Annotated in this window: 18 protein-coding genes; 10 read left to right on the top strand and 8 right to left on the bottom strand. The window is 60.3% G+C overall.

Annotated features, from left to right (window positions below; genetic code table 11):
* Window positions 1–3: 3 nt before the first annotated feature.
* From PSH90_RS11765 to PSH90_RS11755, 3 genes are all read right to left on the bottom strand, one after another.
* Complete coding sequence (locus PSH90_RS11765) at window positions 4–531, bottom strand: PAAR domain-containing protein (RefSeq protein ID WP_041478692.1); 528 nt, start codon at window positions 529–531, stop codon at window positions 4–6.
* A gap of 183 nt (window positions 532–714) precedes the next feature.
* Window positions 715–1,209 (bottom strand): RES family NAD+ phosphorylase, encoded by a 495-nt coding sequence (locus tag PSH90_RS11760; protein WP_016774476.1) that lies wholly within the window; start codon window positions 1,207–1,209, stop codon window positions 715–717.
* Complete coding sequence (locus PSH90_RS11755; protein WP_122610537.1) at window positions 1,206–1,682, bottom strand: MbcA/ParS/Xre antitoxin family protein; 477 nt, start codon at window positions 1,680–1,682, stop codon at window positions 1,206–1,208. The genes PSH90_RS11760 and PSH90_RS11755 overlap by 4 nt, the downstream gene beginning before the upstream one ends.
* Before the next feature lie 350 nt (window positions 1,683–2,032).
* Here PSH90_RS11755 and PSH90_RS11750 point away from each other — a divergent pair, with 350 nt between their 5' ends.
* The 3 genes from PSH90_RS11750 to PSH90_RS11740 all read left to right on the top strand — a co-directional run bounded on the left by PSH90_RS11750 (window position 2,033) and on the right by PSH90_RS11740 (window position 5,226).
* Window positions 2,033–2,896, top strand: a complete 864-nt coding sequence (locus tag PSH90_RS11750; RefSeq protein WP_056785192.1) for a LysR family transcriptional regulator — start codon at window positions 2,033–2,035, stop codon at window positions 2,894–2,896.
* Window positions 2,897–3,007: 111 nt separating this feature from the next.
* Complete coding sequence (locus tag PSH90_RS11745) at window positions 3,008–4,153, top strand: SRPBCC family protein (RefSeq protein ID WP_305382847.1); 1,146 nt, start codon at window positions 3,008–3,010, stop codon at window positions 4,151–4,153.
* A complete protein-coding gene (locus tag PSH90_RS11740; protein ID WP_305382846.1) occupies window positions 4,150–5,226 on the top strand; it encodes an SMP-30/gluconolactonase/LRE family protein in 1,077 nt (358 codons plus the stop codon). The genes PSH90_RS11745 and PSH90_RS11740 overlap by 4 nt, the downstream gene beginning before the upstream one ends.
* Before the next feature lie 109 nt (window positions 5,227–5,335).
* On the opposite strand, the gene PSH90_RS11735 is transcribed toward PSH90_RS11740, so the two are convergent.
* Entirely contained in the window at window positions 5,336–5,500 is a 165-nt protein-coding gene (locus PSH90_RS11735) for a hypothetical protein (protein ID WP_016774471.1), read from the bottom strand.
* A gap of 99 nt (window positions 5,501–5,599) precedes the next feature.
* Entirely contained in the window at window positions 5,600–5,854 is a 255-nt protein-coding gene (locus tag PSH90_RS11730; RefSeq protein WP_305382844.1) for a DUF465 domain-containing protein, read from the bottom strand.
* A 204-nt stretch (window positions 5,855–6,058) separates the two neighbouring features.
* Here PSH90_RS11730 and PSH90_RS11725 point away from each other — a divergent pair, with 204 nt between their 5' ends.
* Window positions 6,059–6,580: a DUF4142 domain-containing protein gene (locus PSH90_RS11725; protein ID WP_305382842.1), complete on the top strand. Its 522-nt coding sequence runs from the start codon at window positions 6,059–6,061 to the stop codon at window positions 6,578–6,580.
* A 56-nt stretch (window positions 6,581–6,636) separates the two neighbouring features.
* Here the strand turns inward: PSH90_RS11725 and PSH90_RS11720 are convergent, their stop codons facing one another.
* Window positions 6,637–6,900 carry a hypothetical protein gene (locus PSH90_RS11720; RefSeq protein ID WP_041478793.1) on the bottom strand — a complete coding sequence of 88 codons (264 nt, stop codon included), beginning with the start codon at window positions 6,898–6,900 and terminating at the stop codon, window positions 6,637–6,639.
* Window positions 6,901–7,160: 260 nt separating this feature from the next.
* Here PSH90_RS11720 and PSH90_RS11715 point away from each other — a divergent pair, with 260 nt between their 5' ends.
* Genes PSH90_RS11715 through PSH90_RS11690 form a run of 6 tightly spaced genes read left to right on the top strand, consistent with a single transcriptional unit; the run spans window position 7,161 to window position 12,589 of the window.
* Entirely contained in the window at window positions 7,161–8,012 is an 852-nt protein-coding gene (locus tag PSH90_RS11715; RefSeq protein ID WP_041478684.1) for an STAS domain-containing protein, read from the top strand.
* A 2-nt stretch (window positions 8,013–8,014) separates the two neighbouring features.
* Window positions 8,015–8,377 carry an STAS domain-containing protein gene (locus tag PSH90_RS11710; RefSeq protein WP_056785183.1) on the top strand — a complete coding sequence of 121 codons (363 nt, stop codon included), beginning with the start codon at window positions 8,015–8,017 and terminating at the stop codon, window positions 8,375–8,377.
* The gene (locus tag PSH90_RS11705) at window positions 8,374–8,778 is read left to right on the top strand and encodes an anti-sigma regulatory factor (RefSeq protein WP_016774465.1); all 405 of its coding nucleotides are present in this window, start codon (window positions 8,374–8,376) and stop codon (window positions 8,776–8,778) included. Before PSH90_RS11710 ends, PSH90_RS11705 begins: the two co-directional genes overlap by 4 nt.
* Window positions 8,775–9,788, top strand: coding sequence for an ATP-binding protein (locus PSH90_RS11700; protein ID WP_305382841.1), 1,014 nt, complete (start codon window positions 8,775–8,777; stop codon window positions 9,786–9,788). Before PSH90_RS11705 ends, PSH90_RS11700 begins: the two co-directional genes overlap by 4 nt.
* Entirely contained in the window at window positions 9,781–10,656 is an 876-nt protein-coding gene (locus tag PSH90_RS11695) for a sensor histidine kinase KdpD (protein ID WP_041478682.1), read from the top strand. The genes PSH90_RS11700 and PSH90_RS11695 overlap by 8 nt, the downstream gene beginning before the upstream one ends.
* Window positions 10,646–12,589 carry a response regulator gene (locus PSH90_RS11690; RefSeq protein ID WP_305382839.1) on the top strand — a complete coding sequence of 648 codons (1,944 nt, stop codon included), beginning with the start codon at window positions 10,646–10,648 and terminating at the stop codon, window positions 12,587–12,589. The genes PSH90_RS11695 and PSH90_RS11690 overlap by 11 nt, the downstream gene beginning before the upstream one ends.
* Window positions 12,590–12,712: 123 nt before the next feature.
* Here PSH90_RS11690 and PSH90_RS11685 read toward each other — a convergent pair whose 3' ends face one another.
* Both PSH90_RS11685 and PSH90_RS11680 read right to left on the bottom strand, forming a co-directional pair.
* Window positions 12,713–15,346, bottom strand: a complete 2,634-nt coding sequence (locus PSH90_RS11685) for an excinuclease ABC subunit UvrA (protein WP_305382837.1) — start codon at window positions 15,344–15,346, stop codon at window positions 12,713–12,715.
* Between the two features lie 38 nt (window positions 15,347–15,384).
* A complete protein-coding gene (locus PSH90_RS11680; protein ID WP_305382835.1) occupies window positions 15,385–17,496 on the bottom strand; it encodes an ATP-binding protein in 2,112 nt (703 codons plus the stop codon).
* Window positions 17,497–17,573: the final 77 nt, after the last annotated feature.

Below are 17,573 nucleotides of genomic sequence, written 5' to 3'. Positions count from 1 at the left end.
CCCTTAGTAATCTAGGCCGAGCGCATCGAGATGGGCGGCGGCTTCCTTACCCCACTGCACAACTATCGAAGTCGGGTTGGCCGTAAACACTCGCGCGGCGTTACCATGACTGTCGGTATGGCCTACGAGACGCTGCCCGTCACCCGTTTCGATGCAATAGAGCATGTCGGGAATAGCTTCGCCAGTGGCCTCATCAACCAGTTGGAAGCGCTCGCTGTGTTTAGGAACAGTGATAATCGGGGAGAAAGGTGCGGAACCGACCTGGGTGCCGACAAAAACGTCGCCAGAGCCCGTGATTATCATGCCTCCGTGGGCCGTCGCACTGCCCAAGAAAGCAATAGGCTTGCCATTGATCAAAATATTGCTGATGCCTTCGGTGACAGTGTCTCCGCACGCTGTGGTGTCTCCGACACGCAAAACTGGCATTCCATTGATGTTTACATCACCGGAACCGCTGTTACTGGGATTGGTGCCATGGCCTGTGATCGGGCATGCATTAAGATCGCTGAGTCGAGCGGCAGGCTTTGCCATCTTTAACTTCCTTGTAGTAAGCGTGGGCGCGAAATGTACCGGATCTTTATATTGGTTGAAAGCTTCAATCCAGACGTAGAATGCGAGCCGCCGCGAATGTAGCTGGCAGCGACTCATCGGCCCTTGATCGCTCCCGGAACCTGGAAATTGTCGTGTCGGATTCGCAGGCCCACACAAATCCGATCAACCCTCCTGCAACAACCGCGTATCCAGCCCAAACCGCTCTTGCGAAACCATCCTGAACTGACCTTCCGCCAGATCGCAACTCACCAGCAAATTCCACGAGTGTCGGGTGGCCACCGATGGCACCAGAACAAATGGATGTTCAGCCAGCAGTGCGTCGGCAAACTTTCGCTGGTTGGGCGAGGTTTTGATCGGCGTGAGCCAATGCGGATTGGGCACATCTTCCGGTTGCACGATTCTGACGCTGGCGTCGTGGGTGATTTCAAAACAGGTCAACACATAGGGTTCCTGATCAAGCGCATCGAAGCTGCCATGGGCGGCCACCTCCAGTATCGCCGTGGAGGGGTCGACCGACGCATAAACGACTCTGCGGCCGGGCGTATTCCAGCGGCCGCCGTCCCGTTTCGATCCGAGGCCGCTATCCCAGGTCTCGCTGTACACCTCGCGATCCAGCCGCCAGGCGTACCAGCGATCATCCCAGGGCAAGGGATTCATTGATAAACCCCGTATTTGATCTGGTTCAGATACTCCTCCACCATCCTGAAGCCCAACGCATGTCCAACCAGATCGAGCGGCACATATCCGTAGAAGTAAGTGGCGCGGTGTTCCAGCCATGATTCGGCCTTGGCCTGACGCCCGAACACCTCGATGGCCAGTTCCAGCGCAGCGGCATATTGGTAGGCGATCACGCTCTGCGGCGTGTCCAGGCGCACCGACGCGCCTTCCTTGAGCAGGCGTCGCACGGTTCTCACGGATTTGCCGGTGATACGTTTGACCATCTCTCCCTGTTGGTACAGCTCGGAGGTTGCGATCATGTTCACCACATCAAGCAGCTCAAATCCTTCGCTTGTGCAGCGCAGGATGAGCATCGGATCGTCGCCGGTGTCCTGCCCACGCAACAGCAACTCCAGAGGTTTGCCCTCGAGCTTCTTCAAGCCCGTGAGCCGGGGCACTTTGGCGCTCGGCATGGCAACGTCCTCCGAGGGACACCTGGCGCGATCGTCGCGCCAGTAATGGCGAGGCGAGTAAGCAGGCGTATGGCTTTCAATCAGTGGGATTCGCATAGTCCATCCTTTGTCCGGGTCCAGAGCGATCTGTGCGCTCGATGACTTCAATGTCAGGACTGATCCTATAGACCCGGCGTCCGACGACCAACCTGAAAAAGTCGTCAGAAATATCCCCAAACCTGATCAAAACGCTCCTGTTTCCGTAGGACTGAAACGCAATTTTCAGCGGTTCAGTCCATTGCTGCTTTCAAGTTGGGGAGAGGGACTTTTGACTTACAATGCGCTCCACCTCCAGACACCGGCCCTGCCCCATGGACATCGACCTCGCCCGCACTTTCCTCGAAATCGTCCGCCACGGCAGTCTTGCCGCCGCCGCGCAGAAGCTGTTCGTCACACAAACGGCGATCACCGCACGGGTGCAGAAACTCGAAGGCCAGCTGGGCAGTACGCTGTTCGTGCGCAATCGCGCCGGGGCGAAGTTGACGGCCAATGGCGAAGCGTTCGTGGTCTACGCCAATCAACTGGTGCAGACCTGGGAAGCCGCGCGCCGCGACTTGCCGCTGCCCGAGGGTTATCACAACGTTCTGCACATTGGCGGTGAGGTCAGCCTGTGCAACCCGTTGATGCTCAGTTGGGCGGCGGAACTGCGCGAGAAAATCCCCGGCCACGCACTGCGCATGGAAATTCGCGACGGCGAAAATCTTTTGCGTCAGCTCGAACTCGGTGTGCTCGATGCGGCGCTGGTTTATCAACCGGAATACTGGCCGGGATTGCAGGTCGAGCAAGTGCTGGAGGAAAAACTGATTCTGGTGCGCGCGCCCGAGCGTCCGGAGCCTTACGTCTACATCGATTGGGGACCGGACTTTCGTCGTCAGCACGACGCCGCCCTGCCGGAAAAAGCCAAAGCCGCGCTGAGCTTCAACCTTGGCCCACTGGCCCTGCAATACATCCTCGAACATGGTGGCAGCGGTTATTTCCGTACCCGGGTCGTGCGCACTTATCTGGAGACCGGCGCGCTGGAAGCCGTCACCAAAGCCCCGGAATTCGGTTATCCGACCTATCTGGTGTATTCCCGCGATCGCGACTCGGCAGTGCTGCAACAGGCCTTCGATCTGTTGCGCGAGGTGATCCGCACCGATGATGACTGGTCGCAGCGCTGGAACCCGTTGAGCTGACGGGCGGCTTCAGTCCAGAGCATGGCGCTTAAGGCCGCAAGGTTCGCCCTGCACAAGTCAGCGGATCGGCTAATCTGCCGGGTATAACAACAATACCCGCAGGTGAAAGCGTTGAGGCAGACCACCGAGGCATTCCGCAGCCGCTACCGTGCGGCCATTCATCCTTTATACAATCCGTGGTTGCATGGCGCGTTCGTGTTGCTGTTCGGCATTTTCACCGTCGCTGCGTTCTGGCGCACGGTGCATTCAGTGAGCTGGCTGGAATGGCTGACAGTGCCGCTGAGCCTGTTGTTGTTCAACTTCGGCGTGTACATGGTCCATCGTCATTTAGGCCATCACAAAAAAGCTTTCGCAAAGATGTTCTACGCACGACATGCCGGGGACCATCACAGCTTTTTCACCCCCGGCCATATGACCTACGACAGCGCGCGGGACTGGCGAGTGATTCTGTTTCCAGCCTGGCTGATCGTCATTCATACGCTATTGATCACCCTGCCCCTCTGGTGGCTGCTCGCGCAGGTCAACGCCAATGTCGCCGGGCTGTTTGCCGGGTGCATGGTGTTCGGTTATCTGCTCTATGAGGTATTCCATGCCTGTGAGCATCTGCCGCCGCAGAATCCGTTGACTCGTTTGCCGTGGATTCGCCAGATGCGCCGTCTGCACGAACTGCATCACCGCCGCGAGCGCATGCAGGAGCGCAATTTCAACATCGTTCTGCCCTTGATGGACTACCTGTTCGGCACGCTGTACCGCGAGCCGGAACCCGCCCCTTTGAGTTATTCGAAAATGCCCATGACGCGCATGCAGCACCAGATCGATATCGCCGGCGAACCGGTCGCCGTGCTGGCTTATGCCGCCAGCGTCAGTCATTGGCCGGACTGGCATCCCTCCTCATTGAAGATTGACGGTCCGCAAGGTCCACTGCATGCCGGTGCACGTTTCGAAGAGGACATCCATGCCGGCGGACGTGCCGGTCACTTGCGCTGGGAGGTTACTGAATATCTGCCGGGCCGGCGCTGGTGCGCACGCGCGCAAAGTGATCAGGGCTTGTCCCTGCGGTTGACTTACGAGTGCTCAGCGGAGGCTGGCGGCACGCGTTTCGTGCGCACGCTGGAATATCGCTTTGACGGTTTGCTCATGCGTCTTGCCAATCGCCTGCTGCTCAAGCGGCGCATCGAGCGCGAATCTGCCGCATCCATGCTCGCCCTGCGCGACATGGCTGCGCAGTTTATCGGCGCGGCGAGGGCCAGCGCGTGAAATTACGTTATGTGCTGTGCCTGCTGATCGTTCTCGTCATCGCCTTCTTGTTGTTGCTGCCGACCAAGGTCGAACCGGTCGCCTGGACGCCGCCACCGGCGCCCTCGCTGAAAGACGGGATCTACGCGGACAACCAGCGCCTCAAAGCTGTGGCGAAGGTCGGGCCGAGCGACATCGAAGGGCCTGAGGCGTTGCTACTGGAAGACGAATTCCTCATCACCGGATTGCATGACGGCAGGCTCATCCGTAACAGCCTCGACGGTACGCAGCGCAAGGTCCTGGCCGACACCGGTGGCCGTCCACTGGGCCTGGCCCGTCATCCGAACGGCATGCTGGTAGTTGCCGATGCGGTCAAAGGCTTGCTGTCGCTGGATGCGCAGGGCCGCGTGATTCCGTTGACCACGGAGGCCAACGGCGTGCCATTTGGATTTACCGATGATGTAGCGGTCGACAAGTCAGGCCACTACGCCTACTTCAGCGATGCCTCGAGCCGTTGGGGCTATGGTCATGACGGCGAGGCGATCATTGAGCACGGCGCCGACGGACGTCTGCTGCGCTACGACTTTCAAACCGGCAAGACCAGCGTCTTGCTCGACAAGTTGCAGTTTGCCAATGGCGTCACTCTTGGTCCGGACGAGGCCTATGTGCTGGTCAATGAAACCGGCGCTTATCGCATCAGCCGCTACTGGCTGAGCGGGCCGAAGGCCGGTACCCATGATGTGTTCATCGACAACTTGCCAGGGCTTCCGGACAACCTCTCGTTCAATGGCAGCAATCGCTTTTGGGTAGCGCTGTATGCGCCGCGCAATGCCTTGCTCGATGGCACCGCTGAACACCCGTTCGTGCGCAAGATGATCGTGCGGGCGTTGACGGTTTTGCCCAAGCCTGTCGAAAAGCGCGGGTTTGTGCTGGGACTGGACCTGGACGGCAAGGTGATTGCCAATCTGCAGGACGCGAGCGAAGGCAATTATTCGCCGATTACCACGGTGCGCGAATATGGGCAGTGGTTGTATTTCGGCTCGTTGAAGGCGAGGCATATGGGGCGGATGGGGTTGGATGCGGCGCTTAAGTGAGCCAGCGGGATTTGCGGGGGAATGGACTTGCGCCTTCGCGAGCAGGCTCGCTCCCACAGGGGAAACGAATTCCAAATGTGGGAGCGAGCCTGCTCGCGAAGGCGGTCTGTCAGTTGCCGGACCGGTCGAACTTCTCCGGATCTTCATCCTCCGGCAGTTCTTTCACGGTTTTTTCCGGATGCGCTGTGGTATGCGCCGGGCTGTTCGGTTCAGGGCGGGTAGGAATCGGGTCGAAACCACCCTGCTCTTCACTGGGGAATTTGGGGTCGTTCATATGGCACCTCGCAACGAGTCGATGGTTTGCAGACTCTGCACATTGGAGGTGCCATTGGCCGTAGCCGTTCCCTTTAGAAAATGACCACGGGTCGGGGGACTACTGTCCCGTCAGCGGCTGCCCGGCGAGTTGAGCAACGATCTGTTCCTTGACGATCACGCGCTTCTCTTTGAGCTTTTTCAATTCGTCGTCAGTGGGGGCGTCTGACTGGGCGTTCTCGGCCTCGACCACTTCAGCATCCACCTCGAAATACTTGTTGAGCAGCGAATCCAGCTTCGCATCCTCGGAGCGTTTTTGCTCGATCTCTTCCTTTTTGCAGCCCAGGTCCTGATACAGATCATGTGAAACCGGCATGAAACACCTCCATCAAATTGATCGACAACCAGCGCGATCGATGCGCTGACTCGTTATCAGCATGGCCTTGCGCAATGGCTTCTGTCGACACCCTGTCAGACCAGCGGTTGCCGTTCGTCGCCCTGTCGTAAATGCGATAAAACCTTTGGCGTTTGCGTTCGCTCCATTGGATAACGCTCACAAAAACCTGCGTGGAGATACCCAATGGACGGATTCAACCTGCGTCATCTCGCTCTGGCTGTTGCACTGTCTGCCGGCATGGGCAGCGCCTTTGCCGCAACCGACAACGACTTTGTCGACAATGCCGCCGCTGGTGGCATCGCCGAAATCGAAACCAGCAAGCTGGCACTGGAAAAAAGCCAGTCAGCTGACATCAAAGCCTTTGCCAATCAGATGATCACCGATCACAGCAAAGCCAACGATGAGCTGGCAGCAATTGCCAAGGCCAACGACATCGAAGTCCCGGACACCACCACCCTGGTCAAGCAGGCCAAGGAAAAAATTCTCGACATGCGCGATGAATCCTTCGATGCGGCCTACGCCAACAACCAGGTCAAGGCTCACGAAGAGACCATCGAGCTGTTCAAGAAGCAGGCGAACACCGTGACCGATGACAAGGCCAAGGGCGCTACTGAGCTGAAAGCGTTCGCGCAGAAGATGCTGCCAGCGCTGGAAAAACACCTGGCCCACGCCAAAGAGCTGCAAGCCAAACATCCGAGCAAGTAACCGGCCGGCAATAAAAAGGCCGCATCCTTCGATGCGGCCTTTTTGCGTTTCAGCGATCAACCGCCATCGGTGTCGATATCGGCGTCAGTGCTTTCGCCCGGTTCAGGACGGTCCGGGTCAGGCTTGAAGCCGGGGCTGAAATCGTTGCTGTTGTCGTTGTGATGCTGCTTTTGATCGACCTCGGCAGCCGCGCTGTCCGCCTGCCCTTCTTCAGCCGGCGCGGGAGTATTTTGCCCCGGTGTTTGCGGGTCGATGGCCGGGTCGTTGCGGTTAATTGACTCTGAGGACTGATTTTGCTGTTGCGGAGCTTGCTCGTTCATATCCACCTCATTCATAGTCCTGCCTCCTTCTTCCAGCACGACTGGAAAACGTCGGGCATGCAGATTCGAAGCCTGACGCCGCAGATTCGTTCAAAAGATCGTTGCCTGCCGCCACGCCGACTAGAGTTACCGGGGCGTTCGACGCGGCAGGCAGAAAAATTCATCGCTAGCTGAACAACTATTTCAAGCGGTAAATGTCAGTCAAATCGCGCCGGTCATTTCGCCGAGCCGGCCCATATACGTAACGGAGCGACACGCACATGGCAGCACTGCAGAACAGCACAGTTGAAGCAATCAAGAACAACCAGACTCAGCTGTTGAGCGAGTGGACCAAACGCCTCGAAGCCAGCGGCGCCACACGCAACCTCAAGGAACACGACCTCGCTCAGCAAACCCGCGACTTGCTGGGCCTGCTCTTGGCGGGTCTGGAAAACGGCAACGGCAGCAAGATTGCCGCTGCGGGTTGGGAGGATACCCGTCAGTTCCTTGAAAAACTGTCGCAGAGCCGCGCCCTGCTCGGCCAGGATTCCCAGCAAACCGCCAATTTCATCTTTGCCCTGAAAGGCCCGTTGTTCGCCCTGCTGCAAAACCATTATCAGGACCAGCCGGCACTGCTTGCCGAGCAATTGCTGGAAGTCTCCGAATTGCTCGACACCGTCGGTATGCACACCATCGGCACCTTCCAGAAATCCCGTGAAGCGGTGATCAAGCGTCAGCAGGAAGAGCTGCTGGAACTGTCGACTCCGGTGGTCAAGCTGTGGGATGGCGTCCTCGCCCTGCCAATGATCGGCACCCTCGATTCGCAGCGCACCCAAGTAGTCATGGAATCGCTGCTGCAACGCATCGTCGACACCGGTTCGGAAATCGCCATCATCGACATCACCGGCGTGCCGACCGTTGACACCCTGGTCGCCCAGCACCTGCTGAAAACCGTGACCGCAATCCGTCTGATGGGCGCCGATTGCATCATCAGCGGCGTGCGTCCGCAGATTGCGCAAACCATCGTGCACCTGGGTCTGGATCTGCAAGGCGTAGTGACCAAGGCCAACCTGGCCGACGCATTGAAACTGGCCCTGACCCGCTTGGGTGTCAGCCTCGTCAAGACGGCTTGACCATGGAACGTATTCCGATTCTTCAAATGGGCGATATCTTGCTGGTGACCATTCAGGTCGACATGCATGACCAACTCGCCCTGACCCTGCAGGACGATCTGTCCGAGCGCATCAGCCGGACATCCGCCCGGGGCGTGCTGATCGACATCACGGCGCTGGACATGGTCGATTCGTTCATCGGGCGCATGATCGGCGACATTTCCGGGCTGTCGAAAATCATGGACGCCAAAACCGTGCTGGTCGGCATGCAGCCGGCAGTGGCGATCACGCTCGTTGAGCTGGGCATGACTTTGCCAGACGTGAGCACCGCCCTGAACGTCGAACGCGGGATGAAACTGCTGCGGGAACGAGTACTTGCACAATGACCGTGCGCAGTAGCGGTACGCAACCCATTCTCATTGAACAGGACGTAGTGCTGGCCCGCCAGACCACGCGCAAACTCGCCACCGAATGTGGCATGCGCCTGATCGACCTGACCAAACTGGTGACCGCTGTCAGTGAGCTGGCGCGTAACACCATGGTCTATGGCGGCGGCGGCGACATGGACTGGCAGATTCTCGAGGAAAACGGCCGGGTCGGTTTGCGCATCACCTTCCGCGACGAAGGCCCTGGCATCCCCGACATCAAACTGGCGATGACCGACGGCTGGACCTCCGGCAGCGGGTTGGGCCTTGGCCTGACTGGCGCCAAGCGCCTGGTCAATGAATTCGAACTCGACACTGAGCCCGGCAAAGGCACGCGCATTACGATCACACGATGGACATGAATATCACCGGGTCGTTGACCCAGGTTCTGCCGATCGAGGACAGCAGCCAGATCGGCCACGCGCGGCGCACCGCGCAGAAACTCGCCGAGCAGCATGGCTTCGACGAAAACGATGCCGGCCGCGTGGCGCTGGTCGCGACCGAACTGGCCAGCAACGTACTCAAGCACGCCCAGCGTGGTGAATTTCACCTGCGTGTACTGGCTCGGCCGGATAACGGCTTCGGCATCGAAATGCAGACCGTGGATCGGGCGCAGGGTTTTGACCTGGATGCCTGTCTGGCCGATGGCTTTTCCACTGGCGGCACACAAGGCATCGGCCTCGGCGCCGTATCGCGGCAGACCAATGTCTTCGATGTCTACGCCGATCACCGTGGCGCGGTGTTGCTGGCGCGGATCTTTGCGCGCAGCGACCGTCAAGCTGATATCCGCTTCGGAGCCAGCCAGCATTCGCTGCATGCCGACCCAGCCTGCGGTGATGTCTGGCATCTGGCGTATGAAGGTTCACGGATCAGCGCGCTGGTGGTCGATGGCCTCGGCCATGGCGAAGACGCCGAACGTGCCGGCCTGGCCGGTGCCCGGGCATTCGCCCGGGCACCGTTTGCCGATCCTGTGGTATTGATGGAAGACCTGCATCAGGAAATGCTCGGCACGCGCGGTGGCGCCGTCGCTTTCGCGCAGTTTGACAGCCAGCGCGACGGCCTGACGTTCGCCGGTGTCGGTAACATCGGCGCCAGTCTGCTGGAGCCTGGCAAATCCCGCGGTCTGGCCTCACACCCCGGTATCGTTGGTGGCCAGTACCGTAAAGCCAAACCCTTTGACTATGCTCACGTGAACGGACATTTATTGATCATGTACAGCGACGGCCTACAGTCCCGTTGGAATCTTGCAGACTACCCCGGCCTGGTGCATCGCCATCCTGCCGTGATAGCCAGCGTCCTGCACCGCGACTTTTGCCGTGGTCGCGATGACGTGACGGTGCTGGTCGTGGCTCTGGAGGCCGACCATGGCTGAATCGACTCACTTGAGCCACGCCGAACAGGCGGCGCTCATCGCTCAGTTGCAGCGCGAAACCACTGCCCTGCGCGAAGAACTCGATGAAACCAACCAGGGTGTTCTGGCGCTGTACGCCGAGCTCGACAATCAGGCCGAAGAACTGCGTCAGGCATCGGACCTCAAGAGCCGTTTCCTGTCGTACATGAGCCATGAATTCCGCACGCCGCTGGGCTCGATACTGAGCATCAACAGTCTGCTCGCTGACGAACTCGACGGTCCGCTCAGCCCTGAACAGCACAAGCAGGTAGCCTTCGTCAGCACCGCTGCCCGCGAGCTCAGCGACATGGTTGATGACCTGCTCGATCTGGCGAAGATCGAAGCCGGGCGCATCAGCATTTCCCCGGCCTGGTTCGACATGTTCGACCTGTTCTCCGCCCTGCGCGGGATGTTCCGGCCAATCGTCGACGCCTCGGCGGTGGATCTGATCTTCGAAGAGCCACTGGGCCTGCCGCGCCTGTATACCGATGACAAGAAGCTCGGGCAGATCCTGCGCAACTTCATTTCCAACTCACTGAAATTCACCACCCGTGGCGAAGTGCGGGTATCGGCGCGAATGGAAGGTGAAGACAAAGTGCGCTTTGCCGTCAGCGACACCGGCATCGGCATCGCGGCCGAACTGCATGACACGCTGTTCGAAGACTTCTCCCAAGTCGATTCGCCATTGCAGAAACGTCTGCGCGGCACCGGTCTGGGTCTGTCACTGTGCAAGCGTTTCGCCGCCCTGCTCGGCGGTGAAGTCGGGGTAGACAGTACGCCGGGCGTCGGCTCGACGTTCTTTGTCATCATCCCGCTGGCAATCGCTCTGGAGAACGTCGATGAATCGTGACATCCGCCTGTTGATCGTCGATGACAACGTCGCCACCCGTTACGCCCTGCGCCGGCGCCTGGAGAACCATGGCTACACGGTGCTCGAAGCCGGCACCGGCAGCGACGGACTGGCCCTGATCGAGAGCGAAGCCCTCGATGCGTTGATCCTCGACGTCAACCTGCCGGACATGAGCGGTTTCGACATCGTCCGCCTGCTGCGCGCCGACCCGGGCACCGCGCTGCTGCCAGTGATTCATGTGTCAGCGGCGTCGATCCAGACCGGCGATATCATCACTGGTCTCAACGCGGGTGCCGATGCTTATCTGATTCACCCGGTCGACCCCGATGTGCTCTTGGCGACCCTGCGTACCCTGCTGCGGGTGCGTGACACGGAAAATGCCCTGCGCGAAAGCGAGGCGCGTTTCCGCGAGATTTTCGCCAACGTCTCGGCACCGATCGCCGTGCTCGACACCAATCTGAAAGTGCATGAGTGCAATCACGCCTTTGCCCAACTGATCGTCGATAACCGCGACCCGCAGGCGCTGCGTGAATGCTTTGCCGAAGATCAATGCTCGATCCTCGATGAACTGCGTCTGCGTCTGGTCGACGGCGAGCGCTGGAAAGGCACGCTGAACATGCGTGTGCAGGGCGAGATTCGCGAGACGCAATGGCAGATTTCGCCATATCGCACGCCAGAGCTGAGCCTGGTGTTTGTTGAAGACGTCACCGAGCACCGCCATCGCGAGCGCTCGCATCTGGCGCGGCTGGATGACACCACCACGCAGCTGGCCAAGGAAGTCGCCGAGCGCGTGCACGCCGAAGCGCAATTGCTGCAAGTGCAGAAAATGGATGCGCTGGGCAAGCTCACCGGCGGTATCGCCCACGACTTCAACAACCTGCTGACCGGGATCATCACCAGCCTGGAACTGATCCAGAAACGCGTGGCCGATGAGCGTCTGGACAAGGTGCAGTTCTATACCGAAGCAGCGCTGAACTCAGCCATGAGCGCGGCCTCATTGACCCATCGTCTGCTGGCATTTGCCCGTCAGCAGCCGCTCGATACACGGCCGGTGGACATCAACGAGCATGTCCGCTCGCTGGAAGAATTGCTGGTGCGCACCATCGGCGAGCGCATCACCCTCAAGCTGGAACTGACCAACAAACCGGCGATTGCGCTGGTCGACCCGGTGCAGCTGGAAAGCGCGGTGCTCAACCTGGTGATCAACGCCCGCGATGCCCTGCCCTCGGGCGGCAATATCTGGGTCAATACTTACGCCGCTTATTCCCATGGCGATCCGAATCTGGCCGATGGCGCGTACGTGGCGCTGTCGGTACGCGACGACGGCACCGGCATCGAACACAACGTGATCGACAAGGTGTTCGAACCGTTTTTCACCACCAAGCCTTTAGGCCAGGGCACCGGGCTCGGGCTGTCGACGATTTACGGTTTTGCCCGTCAGTCGGGCGGTGACGCGCACATTCGCAGCGTCGCCCGACGTGGCACCGAAGTGACCATCATGCTGCCCGGCACCAACGACCCGACCGGGGCCGATGCGCCTGTGCCCGTGCCTGACGCGAAAGGCAGTGGCGAGCATGTGCTGATCGTCGAGGACATGGCCACGGTGCGCTTGTTCGTCACCGAAGTACTGGAAGATGCCGGCTATCGCTGCACGCAAGCGGCGGATATCGAATCGGCGCTGGAGCGCTTGCAGAATGACCCATCCATTAACCTGCTGCTGACCGACGTCGGCCTGCCGCGCATGAGCGGCCGTGAACTGGCGGATGTTGCCCGTGGCTGGCACGAAGGGCTGCCGATCCTGTTCATGACCGGCTACGCCGAAACCGCGCTCAACCGCCAGGTCTTCCTCGGCACCGGCATGGACATGCTGGTCAAACCGTTCCAGATCAGTGAACTGCTCGACAAGGTCCGCCGTACGCTGGATTGCGCCTGAACTGGCGCCATCGCTGGCAAGCCAGCTCCCACAGGGGGCATCAGTGTGCGCAGATTTTCGGCAACAACTTGAATTCCTGTGGGAGCTGGCTTGCCAGCGATGGCGGCCAGCAAGGCGCTGCAGTTATCGGCTCAAAGCCCGAGCCAGAAACGGCGCAGTCTTGCTCTTCTTGCTCGCCGCGACTTTCTGCGGTGTGCCGGCGGCGACGATCCTGCCGCCCTGATCGCCGGCCCCGGGGCCGATGTCGATCACCCAGTCACTCTGCGCGACCACGCGCATTTCGTGTTCGACCACAATCACCGTGTGCCCCGCCGTTACCAGCGTATCGAGTTGTTCCAGCAACCGATCGACATCTCTCGGGTGCAATCCCGTGGTCGGTTCATCCAGTACATACAAGGTCGCGCCACGCTGGCTGCGCTGCAACTCGGTCGCCAGTTTGATCCGCTGCGCTTCACCACCGGACAGTTCCGTGGCCGGTTGCCCCAGGCGCAGATAACCCAGGCCGATATCGCGCAGCACTTCCAGCGAACGACGAATCCCCGCCTGCTCGGCAAACACCGCCACCGCCTCATCGACGGTCAGTTGCAGCACCTGGGCGATGCTCAAGCCCTGCCAGAGAATCGCCAATGTCTGCGGGTTATACCGCGCTCCGTGGCAGGTCGGGCACGGCGCATACACGCTGGGCATGAACAGCAATTCCACACTGACAAAACCTTCGCCCTCACACGTGGCGCAACGGCCCTTGGCGACGTTGAAAGAAAACTGCCCGGCATCATAGCCCGCCGCTTGTGCCTCAGGTGTCGCGGCGAACAGCTTGCGCACGTTGTCGAACAAGCCGGTGTAAGTCGCCAGATTGGAGCGCGGCGTGCGTCCGATGGGTCTCTGATCAACCTGCACCAGCCGTTTGATCGACTCCAGGCCGGCGCTGATCTGCCCGGTGCTGGGCGGCGGCGTGTCATCTTCCAGGCTCGGTTCTTCTGACTCGGCCTCTGCCACCGGACGGCCCAACTGCGCGCCGACCAGTTCCAGCAAGGCCTGACTGACCAGACTCGATTTGCCAGATCCCGATACGCCGGTCACCGAGGTGAAACAGCCCAAAGGGAATTCGGCGCTAAGATTATTCAGGTTATTGCGCGTCACGCCGTCGAGCTTCAGCCAGCCGCTCGGCTTGCGCGCGGCGCGCTCAGGGCGTTGATTTTCGGCAAACAGATAAGCGCGGGTCTGCGAATCTGCAATATCAGCAAGTCCCGCAGGCGGACCGCTGTACAGCACGCGCCCGCCCTTTTCGCCCGCCTCCGGGCCGACGTCGATCAGCCAGTCGGCAAGGCGCATGGTTTCGACATCGTGTTCGACCACAAACAGCGTATTGCCGTCAGCCTTCAAGCGCTGCAACGCCTCGAACAACGCCTCGCCATCCGCCGGATGCAGACCGGCAGACGGTTCGTCCAGGACATAAATCACCCCGAACAGCTGCGAACCCAATTGCGTGGCCAGGCGCAAACGCTGCAACTCGCCAGACGACAAGGTCGGCGTACTGCGTTCCAGCGCCAGATAACCCAGGCCGAGATCGGTCAGGGTGCTGACCCGCTCCAGCAAATCCTCAGCGATGCGCTGCGCCGCCAAGCGTTTCTCCAGCGACAGATTCGGCGTGTGGCGCACGTCCGGTGCGCTGGCATGACCGCTGGCGCCATGGGCGACCCGCTGCTGACGAGCCTCGCGGGTTTGCGCATGGCTGAGGGTGTCGCCGCTCTCCTCGGCCTGTTCCAGATAATTTGCCGCTGCTACAGGCCGCAGCACTTCGGCCACTTGCAGCAACGGCATCTGCGACAGCTCACCGATGTCGTAGCCGGCAAAGGTCACCGACAACGCCTCGCGCTTGAGCCGTTTGCCCTCGCACAATGGGCACGGGCTACCGCGCATGAACTGTGAAACACGCTTCTTCATCAGCGCACTTTGCGAGTGAGTGAAGGTGTGCAGGATATAGCGCCGGGCGCCGGTGAAGGTGCCCTGATAACTCGGTTCCATCTTGCGCTTGAGCGCGACGCGGGTTTCTTCCGGGGTCAGCCCGGCGTACACCGGCACCGTCGGCGTCTCTTCAGTGAAGAGAATCCAGTCGCGCTGCTTTTTCGGCAGTTTTTTCCACGGAATGTCGACATCGATGCCCATGGTCACGAGGATGTCGCGCAGGTTCTGCCCCTGCCACGCCAAGGGCCAGGACGCCACGGCGCGCTGGCGGATGGTCAGGTTCGGGTCCGGCACCATCAGCGCTTCGGTGACTTCATAGACGCGACCAAGTCCATGACACTCCGGACAGGCGCCCTGCGGCGTGTTCGGTGAAAAATCCTCGGCATACAGCATTGACTGCCCCGGCGGGTAACTGCCGGCCCGGGAATAGAGCATGCGGATCAGGCTCGATAACGTCGTCACGCTGCCCACCGACGAACGCGCGCTTGGCGTGCCGCGCTGTTGTTGCAGAGCGACGGCAGGCGGCAGTCCTTCGATGGAATCGACATCCGGCACGCCGACCTGATCGATCAGCCGCCGCGCGTAGGGCGCCACCGATTCGAAATAACGCCGCTGGGCCTCGGCGTAAAGCGTGGAAAACGCCAGCGACGACTTGCCCGAACCCGAGACGCCGGTGAACACCACCAGCGCATCACGCGGAATATCGACGTCAACGTTCTTCAGGTTATGTTCGCGGGCGCCGCGCACACGAACCATGCCGGCGGGTGCTTTGGAATTGCGCTTGGAAATCATCGGCCTGCCTTGATTGAAAAACTGGGCAGCGCTCGGCATCAGGTGCCGAGCACCTCGCAAATCATCTGCAGTAAGGCTTGCGGGCTGTAGGGTTTGCCGAGCAGATGCGTATCGGGGCTGAGCTGGTGGTCGCGGGAAATGATGTCGCGGGTATGCCCGGAAGTGAACAGCACCGGCACTGGCGGCGTCTGCACCTTGGCCCAGGCAGCTAGATCGGAACTCTTGATCAGGCCGGGCATGACCACGTCGGTGAAAATCAGATCGATCTCGATGCCTTCCAGCAACATCTGCATGGCCACGTCGCCATTGCCGGCGGTCATCACCCGATAGCCTTCTTCGCGCAGCAACTCGACCGCCGAAGCGCGCACCGCGTCATTGTCTTCCACCACCAGAATGGTTTCGTGGCCGCCGCTCTTGCGCTCGCCGACACTGGCGGTCTCTTCACGAACCGGACGCCGACTGCGCGGGAAATACAACTGCACCCGCGTGCCTTCGCCGAGCTTGCTGTCGATCTCGACGTGACCGCCACTCTGTTTGACGAAGCCAAAGACCATGCTCAGACCGAGGCCAGTGCCCTGCCCGTCGGCCTTGGTGGTGAAGAACGGTTCGAAAACCTGTTCCAGCATTTGTGGGGCAATGCCCACGCCGGTGTCGGTGACCGCCACGCGCACATACTCACCGGACGCGATGCCCTTGCCGACGCAGTATTCGCTGTCCAGACAGACATTGGCGGCACTGAGGCCGATAACGCCCTCGCCCTTCATCGCGTCGCGGGCGTTGATGGCCAGGTTGAGAATCGCGTTTTCCAGTTGGTTGCGGTCGACGTTGATGTGCCAAGGCTGCGGCGGCAGTTGCACGTCGATCTGAATGGTTTCGCCCAATGCACGTTGGAGCAATTCGCCGACGCCTTCGAAAATCTGCTCAGGGTTGCACACGGCCGGTGACAGCGGTTGCCGCCGGGCAAATGCGAGCAATTGCGAAGACAGTTTGGCACCGCGTTCGACCGCCGCCAGCGAAGCCACGACCCGGCGTTGTACGTTGGCATTGTTGGGCTCATGTCGGGCGAGCAGATGCAGGTTGCCGGCGATGACTTGCAGCAGATTGTTGAAGTCGTGGGCAACGCCACCGGTCAGGCCGCCGATGGCTTCGAGCTTCTGCGATTGGCGAAGTTGTTCCTCGGCTGCCAGCCGCGCATTCACTTCGGTGGCCACGCGCTGTTCGAGATTACGGGTGAATTTGAGCAGTGATTCTTCGGCGTTTTTGCGCTCATGGATGTCGATCAGCACACCGGGAAAGCGAAACGGCTTGCCTTGCTCATCGAACTCGCAGGCACCACTGGCCAACACCCACAGGTACTGGCCGTCGGCCCGCTGCACGCGGTATTCAGCGTTGTACGGCTCGCCAGTGCGCACGCTATGGGCAACTCGCTCCTGCACCCACCGATGATCTTCGGGATGGATGCGCGATTCGGCGATGTCTTGTTGCAGATCGCTCAGGTCCTGATCCGGCGGGTAGGAAAAGGTGCGGGCGAAACGTTCGTCAGCAGAGAAGCGATTGTTCTTGATGTCCCAGACAAACGAGCCCAGCAGTGCGCCGGCATTCAGCGCCAGACGCACGCGCTCGTTGTCGGCGCGATAGGCATCTTCGGCCGCCTGACGCAGGCGCTCGGAATGCACCAGTTCGGTGGTTTCGACCACCATCGCCATGACGCCGCCGGGCACGCCTTCGTCGTTGGCCACCGGGCTGTAATACAAGTCCATCCAGACGTCTTCGGGCACGCCGTCGCGCAGCAATACCAGCTCTTTGTTGCGATAGGACAAGGTGCCGCCGGCCAGGCAAGTGTCAACGACGTGGCGGTTGAATTCGGCGACTTCCGGCCAGCCCAGCTCTACCGGCACGCCAAGCAGATAGGGATGGCGGCCACCGGCGAATTCGGAGTAGGCGTCGTTGTAGATCATGTAGCCGGCATGGCCCCAGAGCATCACCATCGGCAGCGGCGAAGCCAGCATCAGCTGCACGGTGTTACACAGGCTGGCCGGCCAGTCGGCGAGCGGACCCAGTTCGGTGAGGCTCCAGTCGAACGCACGGATGCGTCCGGCCATTTCGCCTTTCCAGCCCTCACAGCCGTGGCTTTCGGATAAAAACTGCATCGCCTGACTCAGTGTCCTTTTTTGCGGTTTTCCGATCTATCGCAACCCTACAACGACGCGACGCCCGTGTGTTTCGA

This window comes from Pseudomonas sp. FP1762 (assembly GCF_030687105.1).
GTDB lineage: Bacteria > Pseudomonadota > Gammaproteobacteria > Pseudomonadales > Pseudomonadaceae > Aquipseudomonas > Aquipseudomonas siliginis.
The sequence above is the reverse complement of the archived record's forward strand: the minus strand, read 5'-3'. Positions and strand labels throughout refer to the sequence as shown.